Below are 20,556 nucleotides of genomic sequence, written 5' to 3'. Positions count from 1 at the left end.
ACTAACTTTAAGGGGAACCACCGCCGGAACGACCACCAGCAGAACCACCACCTGAACGACCGCCACCGCCGCCTCCACCTGCTCCCCCGCCTCCTCCTAGACCAGGAAAAACTCCTCCTCTTGGTGTTGATTGCGGACGTGATCCTGGTGGGAAACTGAGTAATACTCTCTCGTTTCCTGTCAATCCAGACTTAACTTCGGTAAAGTTATTCGCGGTAACGCCAGTCTCGATGCGAGTAAACACAGGTTTGTTATTCTTTCCTGCCACAAACACACCTGTGGCATTTTCTTGCCGCACCACTGAGGCCGTTGGCACTACTAAAACATTTTCAACTTGACCGACTTGAAAATCAACTGCCACATTCATCCCAGACCGCAGTAGCCTTTGAGGGTCCAAAAGTGATACTCTCACTTCAAAACTGGTGACGTTTTGCTCTACTACTGCTTGGGCAGCAATTTGGCGGACTTTACCTTCAAAGGTTTTTCCTGGGTAGGCATCTGCTTGAATCGAGACTTTTTGACCAAGGCGGATTTTGGAAATATTTGTTTCCGCCAAACTTGCGACAACTTCATTTGTTGAAGCTAGAGACAAGATTGAAGAAGAAGAAGAAGAAGCTACTTCACTACTGGCAGTTGTCGGTGTCACGAAAGCGCCTGGATCGGCAAACTTCTTTGTCACCACACCATCAAAAGGGGCGCGAATGATCGTGTCATTGATTTCGGCTTGGATGTTTTGCAGCGAACCACGAGCAGATGTTACCTGGGCACGGGCTGCGTCAATATCTTCTTGGCGTGTTCCGGCTTTCAGAAGTGCCAAAGCTTGCTGTCTCTGCTTCACCACAGCTCTTGCTTGCTGGATGTCTTCTGGACGTGACCCAGCTTTTTGCAACCCCAATGCTTGCTGTACTTCATTTACACTAGCTTGGGCGCTGTCGCGAGTGGCACGGTTTTGGTTAAGGGTCTGAAGGGAAATACCGCCTGCATTATAAAGCTGTTGATTACGAACAAAATCATCTTCTGCTTGGCGAAGGGTGGCTTGAGCGCTTTGCAAGCGTGCCTGTGCTTGGCCAATATCTTGAGAGCGATTACCTGCTTGTACCTTTTGCAGATTCGCTTCGGCTTCGTCTAATACTCCTTGTGCTTGGGCAATATCTTGAGGACGATTACCTGCGATCGCTTTTTGCAAATTCGCCTCGGCTTGTGCCAATTGTCCTTGAGCAGAGGTGAGTTGCCCCCGCAGGTTGGAATCATCCATGTAAGCGACAATCTGTCCTTGTTTGACGAGATCCCCTTCTTTCGCCAGCAGGCTTTTCAGGATGCCGGAATTTTTCGGGCTGAGGTTGATTGACCGCTCAGGCTTCACCGTTCCGTTCGCTGAAACTGTGATTGTTAAACTCTGCCTTTCTACAGGCTTTGTCAGCACCCGGCGACTAGCTTGTTGACGGGAAACAACCGTTACTTGGTAATAAACTGCATAGCCAATTCCACCCAAAAGGCAAAGAGCAATTAGCCAAGAGAGCCAATTACGTCTGACCTTTTTTTTCTTTACCTCTGGAAGCGAAATTGATGAATCTACGGTATTTGGTGTATCAATCTTCATATCCACTTTGTCTAAAAAGAATGGCTACCGAGCTAGTTATTCACGGTTAAAACTATAGCCTGGTAGCCTTATACTGATTTAGTGTTTTCACAAAAAAGAATTCAGGAGCAAAGCCGGAGACGTTTCTGTTGCTCCGGTCAGAAAGAGCCAGTCCGATCTTCTCCCTTGGCGATCTCACCGAATTTTAGATTTTAAATTTTGGATAATGGAAAAGAAAATTCAAACATCGTAAATTTAATGCATTGTCTCTTAGCAAGCGAATTTAAACGTGAGAATAAATCTAAAATCCAAAATCCAAAATTACTTGACAAGCCTCTGACTTTAGGCATGGGGTCAATCTAAAATCTAAAATCTAAAATCCAAAATTGATTGACCTCTTTTTTAGGAGAAGGGGAGACATCAAGGGCGATAGTTTAAAGGTTTATTTGCAGCACCAGTCCACTAGGAAGTCTGAAGTAATCATCATGCACTCTCACTAATCTTCCAGAAGGAACAATTTCCTGATTGGGAAGAAGAATATCTCCATTGGGAAGTCTGAAGTAACCTTGATTACGCAATCTGGCTATGTTCCTAGAAGGAATAATTTGCCCATTGGGATATCTAATGTCACCATTACCAAGTCTGACTACTCTGCCATTGCCTCTGCCGTCGCGGTTCCAATTACCCCGATCGCTAGAGTTTCTAACATCTCCAGTATTGCCTCTGCCGTCGCGGTTCCAATTGCCCCGATCGCTAGAGTTTCTAACATCTCCAGTATTGCCTCTGCCGTCGCGGTTCCAATTACCCCGATCGCTAGAGTTTCTAACATCTCCAGTATTGCCTCTGCCGTCGCGGTTCCAATTGCGATCGCTAGAGTTTCTAACATCTCCAGTATTGGTTCTACCGTCGCGGTTCCAATTGCGATCGCTAGAGTTTCTAACGTCTCCAGTATTGGTTCTGCCGTCGCGATCCCAATTGCGATCGCCTGAAGGCGTCTGGGCATTTGCAGGCGCAGCCAAGAGAGCGGGAACAATGATCAGGGCAGCAGCAGCTAAGACTATTGATACACGGTTTGGTTTCAGCATATAATTGATTCCTTGTTTAGATTAAAGTTCTATTCTGCTTAGATTCGGATTTAGTAATTTAGACAGTTGCTTTTGTTTTGGCATCAAGATGTCTAATATTTACGCTATCGTATAAATTCGTACATTCTAATTATGGCTCAAAAATTCCCAACCGATGTATGACCAAAGTCACTAGTAATTCCAGACTGATGTATGGCCAAAGTCATCAGTTTTTATAATGGTTGCTGGGGAAGGCTAGAAGCGGGTAAATATTTCTAAAAATCTCTTTGCTTCTCCGTGTAAGAGCCTCCCCACGTCAGTTTACTTAATCCTGGCTTGGTGCAATTCCTTGCCAGACAATATCGACTAGATTAAGTACAAATACTGATATTTCCGTGGCAGGATCTCCATAATTTAAGTAAGTTCCTATTCCTGATTCGGCAGTTGGCATACTGACTTGGGACGACATCTGCTCTAAGAAAACGTAATTCATCACCGATCCTACTAAGATATGAGCCACTGTCTGGGGATCGCAAGGGCGAAGGCGATCTTGGTTGATCTCACGCTCTAAGAAAGCAGTCATTACTTTGACATCTAGCATCGGTCTTGACTCTTTACCTCCAAATTCTGGCATCGCATTGCCTCGCGATCGCAGCATCATGATTCGAGGTAATATCTCACGATAGAATTCCATAATCTCAAAGCAGACCTTGATCAGGTTTTCTTTGAGATTGCCTTTCCCACAGAGAGATTCCAACTCGTTTACCCAGAGGGGTTTTTCTGGAATTCCCATCGCCGCAAAAAATAATTCTTCTTTCGTTGAGAATCGCTTGAAAATTGAAGCTTCAGAAATACCAGCCTGTTGAGCAATTTCTAAGGTTGAAGCACCAAATCCTTGTTGTAGGAAAACTTGACGAGCCGCTTCTAAGATTTGCTGATTGGTGATTCTGGGTATACGAGCCATAAATAAGTAAGTGGATACTTATTAATATATTGCCCTTGTGATGGGGATGTCAAGAGCTAATCACGTCAGATTTTGCTACCGTCAAGAGCGGAGATCGTTTAAGCTAGCTGAAAGATTCTTTGATTAGTGGCTTAAAGGCGGTAGTGTGCCTAAATATGTTCGTTTGATTTCTTTTCTAATGGTTTGTAGTTTGTGGAGTATGCCAAAAGCCGCTAACGCGCAGGCATTAATACCCCATACATTGCAACTAGATGCGACAAAGTTAGAGAAGCAGGGGTTGAGCTTGGCACAAGAGGCGGCTCAACTAGCTCAGTTTCAACAGGTTGATTTAGCTTTGCCACGAGCGCGGCTGGCTAGTCAACTGGCTCCTGGGAATGATAAGGTGTGGTTGCTCTTAGGTGGATTGCAACTGCAAACCAAAGATTTTGACGGAGCGATCGCTAGCCTGAAAAAAGCGCAATCTATCAACCCCAAAAATGGTGATATTTTGTTTGCTTTGGGTTCAGCGAATTTTCAGCAGAAAAATTATCAGGCTGCTCTTGTCAATTACCAAGATGGTTTGAAGTTAAAACCCAATGATCCAGAGGGGTTGTTTGATTTGGGGAATGCTTACTTTCTGCTGGGTAAATTGCCAGATGCGATCGCGCAGTACGATAAAGCCGTCTCCCAAGATAAAAAATTCTGGCCGGCGCTCAACAATATTGGCTTAATCAACTACGAACAGGGTAATATCCCCGAAGCGATTAAGCGATGGCAATCTGCTGTAATCCTTGATAAGCAAGCCGCAGAACCTTTATTGGCCTTGGCAGTGGCACTGTATACTAAAGGCGATCGCCAACAAGCACTAACCTTCGGAGAAGCAGCACTCCGCATCGATTCACGCTATGCTAGTTTGGATTTCCTCAAAGAAAATCTCTGGGGCGATCGTCTACTGTCTGATACGAAAAAATTCCTAGAATTACCCCGTATTCAAGCTGCCCTCCAGCAACGAGAAAATTCATCATCAGCCCCTGGAAAACAGCCTACTCAATAGGAGTAGGGAGTGGGGAGTAGGGAGTGGGGAGTAGGGAGTGGGGAGTAGGGGAAAGAGGTGAAAGAGGTAATTTTTCATTTTTCCAACTCTCAACTCCTGATTCCCCATTCCCCATTCCCCATTCCCCACTCCCCACTCCCCTCTTGCCTAACAGCACCTTTTCGTAGTACATATATACTAAATAAATACAGGAACTAGTCGCCCAAAAACATTGGCGGGCGAGTATTCCTGAAATAAGTCGTTAATTCTCAATGGTCGTCTGTGGGTAGAAGTGCGATGATTTGGTCAACAAACTGTTGATGGTCAACAACTGGCTTAGAAATGTAGCCATCAGCACCGCTTTGCTTGAGAAAATTCTCGCGATCGCCTTCCATAGCATGTGCCGTCACCAAAATAACAGGTAATTTTGCTGTTTTTGGATCAGATTTTAACATTTGTGTAATCTTGATTCCATCAACAGACTTACCTTGATAAACACTTCTAGACAGAGAAACATCCATCAAAATCAGGTCTGCTTCTCCTGATTGGGCAATTTTTATGACTTCTTCGACATTTTCAGTGTGTTTCACACCCAAGCCACCACGCTTGGACAAAATTTTGGAAAAAACACGAGCATTAATTAGATCGTCTTCGACAATTAAAACAGTTTTCATGAGAATTTTAGTTATAGAGGTGAGAGGATTCAAGAATTGCAGAATTCAAAATTAACAAATGCAATCATGATCAGAAGGAGTCAGAAGACAGAATTCAGAATTCAGAATACCCCAGCAGTCAAGTCAGGGGTAACAGTCACGGAAAGAATTTTTTCTTCTCCATGATTAAAATCGCTTGCTCTAAACTTCGATTCTCTATCCAGTCCCACAGAATCCAGAATGGATTCTGTCTCCTGAATTCTTCTTCGGTACGTATCATGGCTACTAAGTTTATGTAGATTATAGTCGTCTGCATCCTTTTTAATAGTGAATGTGCATCCTCGTTATCAAGGATGATACTACTGCTTTTTATTCTATGACCATCAAAATTTTGTTATGAATCCTATTTGATCCGTTATGCTGTGGTTGCCGCAGTGTTGAGTTCCATCGGCTTTTGTGTAGTTAAATTTCAGGGAAAAAACTCATGGCAAAACAGTTAAACCTGCTCTCAACGGGACAGGTAATTCCAACAGCCCTGCACACCGAGATGCAACGGTCTTATCTTGAATATGCCATGAGCGTGATTGTCGGGCGAGCGCTACCAGACGTGCGTGATGGCTTAAAACCAGTGCATCGCCGCATTCTCTATGCAATGCACGAACTCGGTTTAGTACCAGATAGACCCTATCGGAAATGTGCCCGTGTAGTGGGTGATGTGTTGGGTAAATACCATCCCCACGGCGACCAATCAGTTTACGATGCCTTAGTGAGGCTGGTGCAGGATTTTTCTAGCCGCTATCCTTTACTAGCAGGACACGGTAACTTTGGCAGCGTCGATAATGACCCGCCAGCAGCGATGCGCTACACAGAAACACGCCTCGCACCCATCAGCCATGAGGGAATGCTGACAGAAATTGGCGAAGAAACTGTGGAATTTGTCGGCAACTTCGATAATTCCCAGCAAGAACCAACGGTGCTACCTGCTCAATTGCCGTTTCTGTTGCTTAATGGCTGTTCTGGTATTGCCGTGGGAATGGCGACGAATGTTCCACCGCACAACTTGGGGGAAATTGTCGATGGGTTAATTGCCTTAATCGACAACCCAGATTTGCCAGATGAAAAATTATTCGAGTTAATTCCAGGGCCAGACTTTCCCACTGGTGGAGAAATAATTGGTCAGGTGGGAATTCGGGAAGCATACACCACAGGTAAAGGTGGGATTCTGCTGCGGGGAGTTGCGACTCTGGAGGAAATTCCAGCTAGCAGGGGAAGCAAGCGACGGACGGCAATTATTATTACAGAATTGCCATATCAAGTGAATAAGGCTGGCTGGATTGAGAAGGTAGCGGACTTAGTAAATCAAGGTCGTTTGCAAGGAATTTCTGATCTTCGGGATGAGAGCGATCGCGAAGGGATGCGAGTGGTAATTGAACTCAAACGCGATACCAATCCCCAAGAAATTCTCCAACATTTATATCACCAAACTGCCTTACAAATGACTTTTGGGGCAATTCTCCTAGCAATAGTGGATGGACAACCCCGCCAGTTAAGTTTGCGTCAAGTGTTGCAGGAGTTTTTGAGTTTCCGAGAACAGACGCTGAACCGTCGCTATAATTACGAGTTGGGTAAGGCTCAAAGTCGCGTGAATTTGGTAGAAGGTTTGCTGAAAGCGTTGTCTAATTTGGATGAGGTAATTAGAATTTTGCGCCAAGCTCCCGATGGCAGTACGGCAAAAATTAACCTTTGTAGCCAACTAGATTTGAGTGAGGAACAAGGAGATGCAATTCTGGCTATGCCGTTGCGCCGCCTCACCAGTTTAGAACAGCAAAATTTGCAGCAGGAATTTGAGCAGATAAGTCAACAAATTAATTTGTTGGAGCAATTACTCAACGATCGCCGGGAATTACTCAAGGCGCTAAAAAAAGATTTGCGATCGCTCAAGCGCAAGTACAACGATCCCCGGCGGACAAAAATCGGAGAGGAGCAAAAATCTAAAGCAGAAGATCACAAGAACAGAGGATCAGAGGATGATGAAGACAATCCAAAATCCAAAATCCAAAATCCAAAATTAGAACAGCCAGCAGAGGCAGCGGTTTTAGAATTTACCCAACGGGGTTATGTCCGCCGCATCCAGCCATCTGGGAGAAAGTCAAAAGGTGAAAATGGTCTGCATGATAATGACTTCATTATTCAAACTGTGTTGACCAACACCGAAAAAGATTTGCTAATACTAAGCGCTAGCGGCAAAGTCTATCCGGTGAATGTGGGAGAAATTCCTCCAACCACTGGACGTTCTCCACGGGGAAAACCTTTGATTACTATGCTCAGTAGTACTGCTCAAGGCGCTCAAGAAGCTGTGGTCAGCCGCTTTTTGCTGCCGGAAAATCTCGAAACTAGGCAGATGATTCTCGTAACAAAACAAGGAAGAATTAAACGTCTGTCTTTGGAAGAATTTACTAACCTGACTCGGCGCGGAATCACGATTTTGAAGCTGAAAGAGGATGATGAATTGTCATTTACCCAGTTCACCGCTCCAGGGGAGCATCTGATTTTAGCTAGTTCCGGTGGGCGACTGTTGCGCTTTGCAATCAATGATCAACAATTACCGATTATGGGTCGCACAGCAATGGGTTTACAAGCATTTCGGTTATTGAAAAATCAGCAAATGGTTGGCTGTGTCACTGTCGGTAAAGATGACCAACTGCTGCTAGTTACTCAAGAAGGATATGCCAAGCGGATGGCTGCGAGTCAGTTGAAAGCGGCTAATCGCGGCGATTTAGGCACGCAAGCGCTGAAATTTGCCAGCAAAACTGACAACTTAGCTGGTATGGTCATAGCGATGCCAACTCTTGGAGACGCTACGCGAACGGCGGGCTACGCCAACGCATCTGGTGAAATAGCTTTAGTGACGAATAAAGAGCGAGTAGTGCGGATACCTGTGGAAACAGTGCCGCTCTTAGGTAAAGATGCCAAAGGTGAAAGCATTCTCCAACTCAACCGCGATGAAAAAATCATCACCGTTGCCGAAGTGCGATCGTAAATTATGTAGGGCTTATCTCGTTCCCAGTCTCAGACTGGGAATGCCTTTTTATGAGGCGGAGCCTCATAAAAAGGCAGCTTAAGTAAGTGTTTTAGATTCTGAATATCTCTATTAATTATCAATAATTTTTAATCGTAAAATAACAAACTCTATGGAAGATAAAGCAATGCAAATAACCAGTTGATAATTAATTTCAATAAGCTTATATTGTCTTTAACGCTATAAATCTAGATAATATTTCTTCTCCCTCAGTAAATCTAACTTCAGGACGATGTTTTAATGTGTATAAATAGCTATCTATATTATTTATGTCAAGGTATGGAAACAAAAGTATAAAAAATGTTGCATTGAAAAAAATATTTGTTATATTAGTTTACATAAGGCAATAAACCTTAACAATTAAATTTGGAGTCCCAACCATGACAAATGTAAGCACAACAAAAGTTACTACTCCCGTAATTGAAGATCGCAACGCTTGGCGTTGGGGCTTTACCCCACAAGCAGAAATTTGGAACGGTCGCTTGGCAATGATTGGCTTTTCAGCAGCCATTTTGGTTGAGCTTTTTTCTGGTCAAGGCTTCCTACATTTTTGGGGTATCCTGTAAGTTTTTATATCTAAGATGACCTATAAATAAAAAAACCTGGAGTGCTAATTCACTACCAGGTTTTTTATTTTTTGTCATTAGTCAGTTGTCATTTGTCCTTTGTTTATTTACTAATGACCAATGACCAATGACTAATAACTACCGAATATATTCCTTGAGAACGCTGTTACGATTTGGGTGTCGTAACTTGCGGAGTGCTTTCGCCTCAATTTGACGAATCCGTTCGCGGGTAACGTTGAAAATCTGTCCGATTTCCTCAAGGGTCTTCATCCGACCATCATCCAAGCCGTAACGCAGTCTAAGAACATCCCGTTCACGAGGACTGAGACTATCGAGGACTTTTTCGAGGTCTTCGCGCAGAAGATTTTTGGAAACTTGGTCTTCTGGTGTCTCACCATCGGATTCAATAAAATCGCCCAATCGAGAATCTTCTTCTTTACCAATGGGCGTTTCTAGTGAAATAGGTAGCTGGGCGGATTTAGCAATAAATCGCAACTTCTCAATGGTCATTTCCATGCGAGTAGCGATTTCTTCTTCAGTGGGTTTGCGACCCATTTCTTGAGATAGCAGCTTGGTAGTTTTCTTAATCCGAGAGATGGTTTCGTAAAGGTGAACTGGAAGGCGAATCGTGCGGGATTGATCGGCGATCGCGCGGGTAATTGCTTGACGAATCCACCATGTAGCGTATGTAGAGAACTTATAGCCTTTTTCGTGGTCAAACTTTTCAGCCGCACGAATCAAACCGAGACTGCCTTCCTGAATTAAGTCTTGGAACGACAAACCACGATTCATGTACTTCTTCGCAATTGAAACCACAAGACGAAGGTTAGATTGCACCATCTTGTCTTTGGCCCTGCGACCAACATGGAGGCGATAACGAAAGGCTGGTAGTGGCAGTTGTACTGCTTCTGCCCATTCACTATCACGAGGATCGCGATCCAACTGCTCTGAGAGTCTTTCCCGCACCCTCTCTAATTCCAGCAAATCGGCGATTTTCCGCGCCAATTCAATTTCTTCGTCTGCCCGCAACAGCCGAATTCTACCAATTTCTTGCAAGTAAAGCCGAATTGAATCTTCGGTATAGTGCTTTTTCTTGCTTTGTGTCCGACGACGCGATTTAGCGGCTTTTCCAGACTTTGCGTCGTCCTCATCAGTCTGAGGCTCTAAAAATTCCTCGTCACCTTCATCGATGATCAGCAAGTCCTCTTCATCGTCTATTAAGAGTTCTTCTAACTCGAGCTCAGGCTGATTCATTATTTCTAGGTCAGGCTGATATATGCTTTCGAGTACGTTGTTAGCCTGGTTCATGCCGCGTTCCTCATGCTCCTTGCAGAATCAATTACTCAAGATGTGTTTACTGCTCTTTTAAACGAGCTAGTTGTCAACCGAAAATAAGCTTTTTGGCAGATTTGCCAGAGATATTTTCGGACGTTTTACACCTCCGGTCGGAGGGTTTTACTTTAGTTTAAGCGATTACTAAAAGTGACTTGCTCACCTTAGTAAATGTTATATGTGTTGCTATCACATTTTGCTTTCAACTAACTGGTCAAAAAAAAGACTCGCCTTTATCAAAAAATTTGCCACTCTATACAAACAGATTCAGACTGTTGGCAGATTTTCCTATAAAGACTCTTCCGATTGTAGCCTGTTTCACAGAAATTGCACTCTTTTTGTGTATTAATCATGAACTCCCACAGCAACTGTTAGCCACCATTACCAAAAAGACATTAAAAACGGGAGTTATACCCTGAAAATTTTTCTCTACTTTTCGGAATAGCAGTGACGCTCTTATTACATTACGAAGTAAGTACGCTTGCTTTTGCCGAATTTCATGTATTTTACACAACCTTAATTACTTAGAAAGAGTGCATTGTATGTTAACTCAGACGATTAGTCTTAATCTACCCATTTTTACATTTCCTTCATAAATTACGCATTCCTTAGACTAAAGCAGGTCTTGACCTTGGGTAAATACAACAAGGGTGATGGTGCTTGCCTTAAAGGAGTTAGCCTTCTGCGTACTAATTACCTTAACTGAGGAGTTGAGGCTGTGGCAGAATCGATCTGATAGCAGACCGATTTAGGTTTAACTAATTTGGCCTTATTCACACGTTAGCGCACTGTGGCGATTTCAGCCCTATGAAACTTGACAAACTCTTCTTATTGTATACAAGGATATTTTAATCAATTCAAAAACAATTTGCCCTGCGAACTTGCCAATGTAGTCATATTTAAGGCAAAAGTTCATTAGATATATACGATACAATAGCGATCGCCACGGCAGTTCATGAAGATATTAACAAGTTTGCTGCCTGATGGTGTCTGCTTCCAGTAGGCATTACCTCGAATAAAGAGAAGCCAGGAGATTGCCTGATAATTTGGTTACAAAGGGGACTTGCGTAAGTATTTTGTAAAGTTCAATACTTTTATTTCGGTAAGTTTTTGTCATCTTATTATGAGAAATCCTCAAGATACTTATTAATTACTGTTTGATAGATGATATTTAGTTATTTGGTTAAAGCATAACAAATGTGTTTCTAGCTGGTGGGCAAAATTAATTCGCCAGTCAGTGCAAAGAATATTATCTTAACTAAATTTCCAATAAGGTTGGTAGTTTTGCTAACAATAAAATATTGAATTTTTGTAAAATATTGACAATAAGCAAATTATATGATTGTCGCTAACTGAAAAATTTAGAATTTTTGTAGTTATGTAGCACTGACCTACCACTTGTGTGGTAAGCCAACCTAAATTTTTTTAATTGATTGTTAACATCAAGTTCAAAGTCAGGGTGGCTTTCAAACTTACCCCTAGTTTGGTAAAGCAGAGAAAGCGGCGTCACTAGGTGCAAATACTGTGTAAGGGCCTGGTTCCGCCAATTGTTCAGTTAAGCCTGCGGCTTGCACTGCTAGGATGAGAGTTTTAAACTGTCCTATGACTAGCTGCTGATTTTGCCAGTTCTGCTAAATTTTGGGTGGCAATTGTGCTACTAGGAGTTGGCGTGACGCGAGGGACAGTTGCTGTAGGAGTTTCGTGTAGTAGGTTGAGCGCAGGCAGACAGAGCAACCAAGCTACCTATGCCAACAATATTAAACAATACTTTTTCTACTATGCCTTTACTCGCTTTCATAGCTTTGTGTAGAATTCAGTTAAATAGGGAATTATTGACAATAGTTAATAAATTTATGGATATAGTCACTCATCTAACGACATCCTTTATAGGATGAAAAATATTAATCCAAAAGATTTATAAATTTCTTAGTTGGTCATCAGCCAAAAGAGGTATTTTATATAGCAATTTTGGATATAAAAAAGGTAATGGGTGAAAACGTATTACCCATTACCTATATCACAAATTATTGGATTACTGTCAGGGAATTGATATTAGATATCTAAATCGGTGAAATTGAGTTTAGAACCATAGGTTTCGATGAATTCTCGTCTGGGTGCGACCCGATCGCCCATTAAAATTGTGAAAATGCGATCGGCTTCTGCGGCATCCTCAATTTCGACTTGCTTCATTTTGCGGGTTTCTGGGTTCATGGTGGTGTCCCAGAGTTGTTGTGGCATCATTTCACCCAAACCTTTGAAGCGTTGGATGGTATAGTTGGCGTTAGCAGGAAATTTGGCGATTACTTGATTTTTTTCGCGATCGCTATAGCAGTACTCATGATTACGTCCCCGTTCTACCTTAAACAGTGGGGGACAAGCAATATAAATAAAGCCTTGTTCGATGAGCGCTCGCTGATATCGATAGAAGAATGTTAACAACAAAGTCCGAATGTGCGCTCCATCTACGTCAGCGTCCGTCATAATGACTATCCGGTGATAGCGCAGCTGAGTGGAATCGAATTCATCACCTTTAACACCTAAACCAAGTGCTGTAATTAACGATTGAACTTCGTTATTTTTATAGATTTTGGCGTCGTCGGTTTTTTCAATGTTGAGAATTTTACCACGTAGAGGCAAGATCGCTTGAGTGCGGCGATCGCGTCCTTGTTTTGCACTCCCACCTGCGGAATCGCCTTCCACGATAAATATCTCAGATTCGCTGGGGTCACGAGAACTACAATCTGCCAATTTACCAGGTAGTGGCGAAGATTCCAGTACCGATTTGCGTCGAACTAATTCCCGCGCATGACGGGCTGCTTCTGCGGCTTTGAAAGCTTGGATAGCTTTATCTAAAATTGAATCTGCTATGGCAGGATGAAATTCTAGATACTCGGTGAGGACTTCTCCCACCAAAGAATCAACAATTCCCCGCACTTCGGTATTACCGAGTTTAGTCTTGGTTTGTCCTTCAAATTCTGGGTCAGGGACTTTAACGGAAATTACGGCAGTCAGACCTTCGCGGACGTGTTCGCCACTGAGATTAGGTTCATTCTCTTTAATTTTATTGCGCTTGCGGGCGATCGCATTTAATGTCCGAGTCAGAACCGCCTTCAATCCTTCTAAGTGCGTACCACCATCCACGGTGCGAATATTGTTAGCAAAACCCAGCACATTGTCTGTGTAAGCATCAGTACACCATTGCAAGGAAACTTCCACTTGTACGTTGTTGCGTTCCCCCTGCACATAAATAATTTCTTCATGCAGGGGTTGCTTCTCACGGTTCATGTAGGCGATATATTCTTTAATACCACCCCTGTACTCGTAGGATTCTACCTTGGGCGTATCGCTTTTTAGTAATTCTAAACGGTGGTCAGTAAAGGTAATTTTGACACCTGCATTCAGATACGCCAATTCCCGTAGGCGACCTGATAAAGTGATGTAATCAAACTCAATGCTAACAGTGAATATTTGGGTATCTGGTTTAAAAGTAACAGAAGTTCCGGTTCTAGCTTCTTTGTAAGGCTTGACTTGCAGTTCAGTAACTGGGATACCCCGTTCATAGCGCTGGATATGAACTTTTTTATCTCGCCAAACTGTAACTTCTACAACCTCAGATAGGGCATTAACAACAGAAATACCAACCCCGTGCAATCCTCCAGAAACTTTGTAGCCACCGCCGCCAAACTTACCACCGGCGTGCAGTACCGTCATCACGGTTTCCAAAGCCGATTTCCCGGTGCGCGAGTGAGTATCGATGGGAATACCGCGACCATCATCTGTTACAGTCACCGAACCATCAGCGTTGATATCCACCTCTATATGAGTGCAATAACCCGCCAAAGCCTCATCAACTGAATTGTCTACCACCTCGTAAACTAAATGGTGGAGTCCTCGCGGCCCAGTGGTACCGATGTACATTCCTGGTCTTTTGCGGACGGCTTCCAGACCTTCCAGAACTTGAATCTGATCGGCACTGTAACTGCTCGTCATGTAAACTCTCCTGATGCGTGGGGTTGAAGTCGCCGAAAGGCAAACAAAAGTAAAAACACTCCAAAATTGTAACACAAAAGCCTTGCTGGCGTCTGTAGGGCATTTTCAAGAGAAGTTTATACTGGGGTTGCAGTACCGTGGAAGAGGGGAAGATGAGCGGGATAAGGGATATGGGCAAGAAATGACTAAATTAATTGTGATTTGTGGGGCGACGGCAACGGGAAAGTCGAGTTTAGCTTTGACTTTAGCGATTCGGTTGGGTTTTGTAATTCTCAGTGCTGATTCTCGTCAAGTTTACCGTGAGTTTGATATTGGGACAGCGAAACCAACTGTGGCTGAACAAAAATTGGTGCCACACTATTTAATAGATATCTGCGATCCAACAGACACAATGACGGTAGCAGACTATCAACAACAAGCACAAGCCTTAATTAATTCTCCCCTATCTCCCTCATCTCTCCCACTTCTAATGGTTGGTGGCACTGGTTTATACATCCGTTCCATTGTCCAAGGCATGAGAATTCCTAGAGTCGCACCGCAAATAGAATTGCGATCGCAACTTGAATCTCTCGGTCAGCCTCAACTCTACGCAATGTTACAACAAGTTGACCCTGTTGCAGCACAAAAAATTCATCCTAATGATTCAGTACGAACTTTAAGAGGATTAGAGGTATATTATGTTACTGGATATCCCATTTCAGAACAACAAGGGGAGAATCCACCAAATTATCCAATTTTGCAAATAGGTTTGGATTGCGATGTTGAAAAGTTGAGGAATCGGATTAAACAGCGGACTGAGCAAATGATAGCAAATGGTTTAGTTGCTGAGGTGGAGTATCTTTGTCAAAAATATGGCGCTAATTTGTCTTTGTTGAATACTTTGGGCTATCAAGAAATCAAGCAATATTTGGCTGGGGATATTTCCTTAGATGAAGCGAAAGAATTAATAATTTTGCATACGCGGCAATTTGCCAAACGACAACGCACTTGGTTTCGAGGCTATCCCAAAATTGAGTGGTTTGATGCCGAGAATCCTGAGTTATTAGAGAAGGTTTCGCATCGGATAAATGAGTTCATAAGTTGCACAAATAGGTGAGAATTTTTTGCTCATGTAAAGACGTAAAAAAACTTTGCGTCTTTACAGCGAGTCTTCTAGAGAGTGTCGGGATCTACACCCATAGCCCGTAGCCTATCTGCTAGTAATTGGGTGCGTTGTTCGGCTTGTTCAGCACGTTGTCGTTCCTGCTCGGCACGTTGTCGTTCTTGTTCAGCACGTTCATCTCCAGTCAGCAAAACATTACCATCTTGGTAGCACCAGCGTAACCAATGATCCTGTCTGCCTTCAAATTCACCTTCCCACGAAGTTACACCTAAACCAACTTGTTCTAACCAATTTTCTGAAGTTTCAAAGTAGCGTGTTCCTCTAAGTTCATAAACACGCAGTACTTTTTCTCTTAACTGCTGATTTGGGTCATATACGATGTAGTAACTAGCCCGCATATGTTCATAAATTTGCAGCTTTTTGCCCAGTTCATCACCTTCTTTATTAGAGACAATTTCGAGTACAACTTCTGGAGGTTTGCCAAAACGCCAAACCATATAACAACGATTTTGTTTTTCCCACCAATTTTCAGGTACTTGAACATCGAAGCTAAGAAAAACATCAGGTACAATGGGGGGCTGAAGGTCTGTGTAGTAAATGCCCACATTAGCTTCAGCTAAAAAAGTCTGGCTTTGTAGAGAACTGTAAAGAGAACTCACTAAAAGGCGTTGTTGTTTAGCAGATGCAAAATTATCCACAGGTGTATCATTTTCAGTGACTAGCTGGTTGGCATCTGGGACATAGTAATCATCATCATTGATTAGAACTTGCTGAACCATGATTTGATCAAGTCTTTGAGAGCGTTATTTCTAGATTAGTTGATTCAAGCTAAGAGGGTGCAAAATAGCTTTATCTATTGTAATTGAAAGTTTGCTTAACTCATATCTCAGTTTAAATTGTATAAAGTTTCATTTAAGAGGTAGGACAGGAATCGCAATTAACATAATATCTTCAGTAGATAATGTGCTTTTACTCCTTTAGTATAACTAGTACGAGCGCCTGATATTATTTGTAGTAAAATAGCCCATTTTGTAGAGTGTGTTTACAATTAATCAAGTAGCCCTAAATCTTGCAACAATGGGTTGTATCCATTCCATCAAGCCTGCAATCCGCCATGACACACACAGTCGTTAGAGTAATCCAAGCCTATATTCAAGCCATTGAGCAGAAGAAGTAATTTCAATTTTAAGCAACTTGTAAACATCTACCTTGAACTTTAAACAACTATGCTTACCCAAGATAAAAAGCAACGCAACTGGAAACCCATTATCAAAGCATTCGAGGCTGTCCTTGGTAAAAATGGTGTGGTGCAACGCCGTGAAGAACTCATTACCTATGAATGCGATGGTTTAACTGGTTATCGTCAACGTCCGGCTGTGGTGGTGTTACCCAGAACTACAGAACAAGTTGCAGAAGTTGTGAAGATATGCAACCAATACTCTATACCCTTCATAGCACGCGGTTCTGGCACTGGTCTATCTGGCGGGGCTTTGCCAGTGATAGACTCTGTTTTAATTGTCACTTCCTTAATGCGGCAAATCCTTAGCATTGATTTAGAAAATCAACGGGCAATTGTGCAACCAGGAGTGATTAATAGTTGGGTAACACAAGCCGTTAGTGGTGCTGGTTTTTACTATGCTCCTGACCCCTCCAGTCAAATTATCTGCTCTATTGGGGGCAACATTGCCGAAAATTCTGGTGGCGTACATTGCCTCAAATATGGCGTCACCACTAACCACGTTTTGGGATTAAAAATTGTCACGCCAGAAGGGGAAATTATTGATTTAGGCGGACAAATTCCCGAAATGCCTGGTTATGATTTAACAGGTGTGTTTGTTGGTTCTGAAGGCACTTTAGGAATCGCCACAGAAATTACTTTGCGAATTCTCAAAAGTCCAGAATCAATTTGTGTGCTGTTGGCAGATTTTACTAGCATTGAAGCTGCGGGAGCAACTGTTTCTGACATCATCAGCGCTGGAATTATTCCTGCTGGGATGGAAATGATGGATAACTTCAGCATCAATGCAGTTGAAGATGTTGTAGCAACTAATTGTTATCCCCGCGATGCTACTGCTATTTTACTAATAGAAATTGACGGTTTAGAAGTGGAAGTTGCAGGAAATAAGCAGCGAGTTACCGAAATTTGTAAAAAGAATGGGGCGCGTAATGTAACTTCTGCTACTGACCCAGAAACCCGATTGAAATTATGGAAAGGACGCAAAGCTGCTTTTGCTGCCGCTGGGCATTTAAGTCCAGATTATTATGTACAAGATGGTGTAATTCCTCGGACTCAGTTGCCTTATGTTCTGCACGAAATTGAGACATTAAGTAAACAATACGGTTATCGTGTTGCTAATGTATTTCATGCTGGCGATGGCAATCTCCATCCGCTAATTCTTTATGATAATTCTGTGCATGGAGCATTAGAGCAAGTAGAAGAAATGGGTGGAAAAATTCTCAAACTTTGTGTCCAAGTCGGTGGTAGTATTTCTGGCGAACATGGCATCGGTGAAGAGAAAAAGTGCTATATGCCACAGATGTTTAGCCAAATTGATTTAGAAACTATGCAATGGGTGCGGCAAGTTTTTAATCCTAAAGGGTTAGCAAATCCTGAAAAGATATTCCCGACACCACGAACTTGTGGAGAGGCAGCAAATGCATCGGCTATCAAGCAATTTGAAGGTGTGGAAAGATTTTAATTTTCTGCAAAGGTGCATTTGCAGTTACTCTCGTTCCCTGGCTCTGCCAGGGAATGCACTTATATGAGGCTCTGCCTCAAGTTAGTATAGGAGGCGGAGCCTCATTGCCTGCATTCCCAGCCGGAGACTGGGAACGAGAACTTGCGAACGTGGGAAACTACGCACATCATGGCCTCTTATATTTCAGAGAATTAAAAATAGTGAGAATAGTCTGCTAAGGCACATTTATTAATTTATACTTGGGCTTAAAATCATCATTTCTTTACATCATCCGGAGGATTAGAACTTTATTTTGTAGTTATATATATTCCGATCGCACTAGGTCACACTTACAAATGAATCGGGTTGCTCGCCGTTATGTTTATTACTTGCTGTGTTTGGGATTAGTAGTCACTTTAACAGTTTTTTCATCCTCTTCACTCCCAGTTTATTCCCAAAAAACAAGTCCTTTAACTACGGAAATTCGCGGCGTTTGGCTCACTAATGTTGCTAGTGGTGTACTATTTGTCCCTTGGGGTATTGACCGTGCTATAAATCAATTATCGGCTCTCAACTTTAATACAATTTATCCTGTAGTTTGGAACCGAGGACATACTTTTTATAAGAGTGCTGTAGCTAAAATGACTACAGGCTCGGATACTCAACCTTTGCTCAACTTCATGCACGGTGGACAGGATGTTTTAGCAAAGATAGTGACACTTGCCAAAAAGAAAGATTTGAGAGTCATCCCCTGGTTTGAATATGGGTTCATGACGCCGCATTATTCACAATTAGCAAGGCGTTATCCCGACTGGTTAACAATTGGCCAAGAAGGTATAAACTCTATCCAAGATGCCCCACCGGAAGAAATCAATAATGTTTTGGTAAGTAAACTGGCTTGGTTGAATCCCTTACATCCGCAAGTGCAAGAGTTTATTCAAGAGCTAATTTTGGAAGTAGTCAGAGATTACGATGTGGATGGTATTCAACTTGACGATCATTTTGGGATGCCTGTACAGTTTGGCTACGATCGCTTCACTATTGAACTCTACCAGCAAGAACATCAAGGCAAAAGTCCCCCTATCGACCCTTTTAACTCAGAATGGATGCGTTGGCGAGCAGACAAAATTACTGATTTCATGGCAGAAATCTATCAAGCTGTCAAGGCGGTTAAACCCAAAGTCAAAATATCTTTGTCTCCTAACTATCAAGCTTTTGCCTACAAATACTATTTGCAAGATTGGGAAAATTGGGTAAAAAAAGGTCTAGTCAATGAGTTAATTTTGCAGATATATCGAAATGACAAAAACTCTTTTATCAGTCAACTGGAACAACCATCTGTGAAATTGGCTCAAAGTCTAATTCCTGTAGGAATTGGTATATCAACGGGAACGGTGCGTCATCCTGTGAAAATGCCACAGATTAGACAACAGGTTCAGGTAGTGCGCGATCGCCATTTTGATGGGATCTCCTTTTTCTACTGGGAGAGTCTGTGGGGTTACATCGTACCGGAATCACCCCAACAGCGACGCAAAGCTTTTTTTGAGATGTTTAATGCTAAAACTGTCAGACTATTACAAACAAAGAAACTTTGATGCCATTCGCGCCTGCAAATACTAGATTTGGCTTTACATTGCTGTGGACTTTAGCTACTTTTGGCGGTTTTTTATTGAGTTTACTCTTAATTGAAGTCGGCGAAAAGCCCGATATTGGCGTAGTAGAAGCAGCTATCGGCGGATTGGCGATCGCACTTCCTCAAGGTTGTCTTCTTAAAGAACCTATATTTTGTATTAGGTGGATTTTGTCAAGTCTTTTGGGTTGGAGTGTGATCACCGCTATCGGTATTGGTGCCGTGGGTTGGATTGTCCCTAGCACTCACATTCTTCCGCTGAGAATCCTGTCTGGGGTGATTTATGGAGCGCTTGGCGGCTTGGGGATTGGATTGGCACAATGGTTGGCAATTTCCCAGCCTATGGCGTGGCGATGGATATTTGTCTCTTCGGTAAGTTGGGCTGTTGCTGTCCCCGTGGGTTCTGCTGTAGGGATGATCTTGCGCCACTTGACGCAGTTATTCTTCGGCGAAGTCATGGGATTAGCTATCACTTGGCTGCTAGTTGGTATCCTCACCGGAATGAATGCTCATAAATTGCGATGCCTGCGGCGGGCTACGCCTACGTAACTTCCCACTCCCCTGCTCCTTTCCTCGGAATATTAAACAAAAACTTATTAAGAATTATAAAATTAATTGATGTATACTAATTGTTGCACTTAGATATATGCAAACATCTTAAAAAACTGTTAAAAATAAATTTTAGTAAGTTTGCCCTAACCTGCAAATGTATTTTCGCCTTCAAAAAGCAGGATTTGTTAAGCTGACTCCTATTAGCTTTGCTAGATTTCTGATCAGAAGTAGAGAAAGATCCAAATTTCGATGAGCAACAGCTGACAAGACTTTGCTATAGGCGCTAAAGTGCATCTACTACAAGCATAACTACAAGAGAGCGCCTAGAAGAGTCAGTAATACCAGAAAGGGACTC

General features: G+C 42.7%; 15 protein-coding genes and 1 pseudogene. 7 read left to right on the top strand and 9 right to left on the bottom strand.

Annotation, left to right across the window (positions count from 1 at the left end; all coding sequences use genetic code 11):
- Positions 1–7: 7 nt before the first annotated feature.
- From V7K30_RS04105 to V7K30_RS04095, 3 genes are all read right to left on the bottom strand, one after another.
- A complete protein-coding gene (locus V7K30_RS04105; protein ID WP_334997367.1) occupies positions 8–1,600 on the bottom strand; it encodes an efflux RND transporter periplasmic adaptor subunit in 1,593 nt (530 codons plus the stop codon).
- 413 nt (positions 1,601–2,013) lie between these two features.
- A complete protein-coding gene (locus V7K30_RS04100; RefSeq protein WP_334997365.1) occupies positions 2,014–2,664 on the bottom strand; it encodes a hypothetical protein in 651 nt (216 codons plus the stop codon).
- A gap of 304 nt (positions 2,665–2,968) precedes the next feature.
- A complete protein-coding gene (locus V7K30_RS04095; RefSeq protein WP_334997363.1) occupies positions 2,969–3,607 on the bottom strand; it encodes a TetR/AcrR family transcriptional regulator in 639 nt (212 codons plus the stop codon).
- Between the two features lie 145 nt (positions 3,608–3,752).
- Here V7K30_RS04095 and V7K30_RS04090 point away from each other — a divergent pair, with 145 nt between their 5' ends.
- A complete protein-coding gene (locus tag V7K30_RS04090) occupies positions 3,753–4,640 on the top strand; it encodes a tetratricopeptide repeat protein (protein ID WP_334997361.1) in 888 nt (295 codons plus the stop codon).
- Positions 4,641–4,888: 248 nt separating this feature from the next.
- On the opposite strand, the gene V7K30_RS04085 is transcribed toward V7K30_RS04090, so the two are convergent.
- Positions 4,889–5,293 (bottom strand): response regulator, encoded by a 405-nt coding sequence (locus V7K30_RS04085; protein WP_334832516.1) that lies wholly within the window; start codon positions 5,291–5,293, stop codon positions 4,889–4,891.
- A 463-nt stretch (positions 5,294–5,756) separates the two neighbouring features.
- On the opposite strand from V7K30_RS04085, the gene gyrA reads away from it, so the two are divergent.
- A complete protein-coding gene (gene gyrA, locus V7K30_RS04080) occupies positions 5,757–8,312 on the top strand; it encodes a DNA gyrase subunit A (protein WP_334997359.1) in 2,556 nt (851 codons plus the stop codon).
- A gap of 419 nt (positions 8,313–8,731) precedes the next feature.
- A complete protein-coding gene (locus V7K30_RS04075; RefSeq protein ID WP_300414870.1) occupies positions 8,732–8,917 on the top strand; it encodes a chlorophyll a/b-binding protein in 186 nt (61 codons plus the stop codon).
- 138 nt (positions 8,918–9,055) lie between these two features.
- Here V7K30_RS04075 and rpoD read toward each other — a convergent pair whose 3' ends face one another.
- From rpoD to gyrB, 4 genes and pseudogenes are all read right to left on the bottom strand, one after another.
- Complete coding sequence (gene rpoD, locus V7K30_RS04070) at positions 9,056–10,225, bottom strand: RNA polymerase sigma factor RpoD (protein WP_334945872.1); 1,170 nt, start codon at positions 10,223–10,225, stop codon at positions 9,056–9,058.
- A gap of 1,508 nt (positions 10,226–11,733) precedes the next feature.
- Positions 11,734–11,853: pseudogene (locus V7K30_RS04065) on the bottom strand (fasciclin domain-containing protein); the annotation flags it as partial.
- Between the two features lie 53 nt (positions 11,854–11,906).
- Positions 11,907–12,047, bottom strand: coding sequence for a hypothetical protein (locus V7K30_RS04060; RefSeq protein ID WP_334997353.1), 141 nt, complete (start codon positions 12,045–12,047; stop codon positions 11,907–11,909).
- A 254-nt stretch (positions 12,048–12,301) separates the two neighbouring features.
- Entirely contained in the window at positions 12,302–14,239 is a 1,938-nt protein-coding gene (gyrB, locus tag V7K30_RS04055) for a DNA topoisomerase (ATP-hydrolyzing) subunit B (RefSeq protein WP_334997351.1), read from the bottom strand.
- Between the two features lie 181 nt (positions 14,240–14,420).
- Here gyrB and miaA point away from each other — a divergent pair, with 181 nt between their 5' ends.
- Positions 14,421–15,335: a tRNA (adenosine(37)-N6)-dimethylallyltransferase MiaA gene (gene miaA / locus V7K30_RS04050; RefSeq protein WP_334997392.1), complete on the top strand. Its 915-nt coding sequence runs from the start codon at positions 14,421–14,423 to the stop codon at positions 15,333–15,335.
- Between the two features lie 56 nt (positions 15,336–15,391).
- On the opposite strand, the gene V7K30_RS04045 is transcribed toward miaA, so the two are convergent.
- Entirely contained in the window at positions 15,392–16,120 is a 729-nt protein-coding gene (locus tag V7K30_RS04045) for a Uma2 family endonuclease (protein WP_334997349.1), read from the bottom strand.
- A gap of 447 nt (positions 16,121–16,567) precedes the next feature.
- Here V7K30_RS04045 and glcD point away from each other — a divergent pair, with 447 nt between their 5' ends.
- From glcD to V7K30_RS04030, 3 genes are all read left to right on the top strand, one after another.
- Positions 16,568–18,040, top strand: coding sequence for a glycolate oxidase subunit GlcD (glcD, locus tag V7K30_RS04040; RefSeq protein ID WP_334997347.1), 1,473 nt, complete (start codon positions 16,568–16,570; stop codon positions 18,038–18,040).
- 335 nt (positions 18,041–18,375) lie between these two features.
- Positions 18,376–19,614, top strand: a complete 1,239-nt coding sequence (locus tag V7K30_RS04035; RefSeq protein ID WP_334997345.1) for a glycoside hydrolase family 10 protein — start codon at positions 18,376–18,378, stop codon at positions 19,612–19,614.
- Positions 19,614–20,198, top strand: coding sequence for a hypothetical protein (locus V7K30_RS04030; protein WP_334997343.1), 585 nt, complete (start codon positions 19,614–19,616; stop codon positions 20,196–20,198). Before V7K30_RS04035 ends, V7K30_RS04030 begins: the two co-directional genes overlap by 1 nt.
- The last annotated feature ends 358 nt before the right edge of the window (positions 20,199–20,556 follow it).

This window comes from Nostoc sp. (assembly GCF_036917655.1).
In the GTDB taxonomy this organism is placed as follows: domain Bacteria; phylum Cyanobacteriota; class Cyanobacteriia; order Cyanobacteriales; family Nostocaceae; genus Nostoc.
This window is presented reverse-complemented; position numbering and strand designations above follow the sequence as displayed.

Excerpts from the sequence above, each read along its gene's own strand:
- rpoD (WP_334945872.1), bottom strand. The coding sequence starts at position 10,225 with ATGAACCAGGCTAACAACGTACTCGAAAGCATATATCAGCCTGACCTA.
- V7K30_RS04035 (WP_334997345.1), top strand. The coding sequence starts at position 18,376 with ATGAATCGGGTTGCTCGCCGTTATGTTTATTACTTGCTGTGTTTGGGA.
- V7K30_RS04100 (WP_334997365.1), bottom strand. The coding sequence starts at position 2,664 with ATGCTGAAACCAAACCGTGTATCAATAGTCTTAGCTGCTGCTGCCCTG.
- V7K30_RS04045 (WP_334997349.1), bottom strand. The coding sequence starts at position 16,120 with ATGGTTCAGCAAGTTCTAATCAATGATGATGATTACTATGTCCCAGAT.
- V7K30_RS04085 (WP_334832516.1), bottom strand. The coding sequence starts at position 5,293 with ATGAAAACTGTTTTAATTGTCGAAGACGATCTAATTAATGCTCGTGTT.
- V7K30_RS04095 (WP_334997363.1), bottom strand. The coding sequence starts at position 3,607 with ATGGCTCGTATACCCAGAATCACCAATCAGCAAATCTTAGAAGCGGCT.
- V7K30_RS04075 (WP_300414870.1), top strand. The coding sequence starts at position 8,732 with ATGACAAATGTAAGCACAACAAAAGTTACTACTCCCGTAATTGAAGAT.
- glcD (WP_334997347.1), top strand. The coding sequence starts at position 16,568 with ATGCTTACCCAAGATAAAAAGCAACGCAACTGGAAACCCATTATCAAA.
- V7K30_RS04030 (WP_334997343.1), top strand. The coding sequence starts at position 19,614 with ATGCCATTCGCGCCTGCAAATACTAGATTTGGCTTTACATTGCTGTGG.
- V7K30_RS04105 (WP_334997367.1), bottom strand. The coding sequence starts at position 1,600 with ATGAAGATTGATACACCAAATACCGTAGATTCATCAATTTCGCTTCCA.
- V7K30_RS04060 (WP_334997353.1), bottom strand. The coding sequence starts at position 12,047 with ATGAAAGCGAGTAAAGGCATAGTAGAAAAAGTATTGTTTAATATTGTT.
- miaA (WP_334997392.1), top strand. The coding sequence starts at position 14,421 with ATGACTAAATTAATTGTGATTTGTGGGGCGACGGCAACGGGAAAGTCG.
- gyrB (WP_334997351.1), bottom strand. The coding sequence starts at position 14,239 with ATGACGAGCAGTTACAGTGCCGATCAGATTCAAGTTCTGGAAGGTCTG.
- gyrA (WP_334997359.1), top strand. The coding sequence starts at position 5,757 with ATGGCAAAACAGTTAAACCTGCTCTCAACGGGACAGGTAATTCCAACA.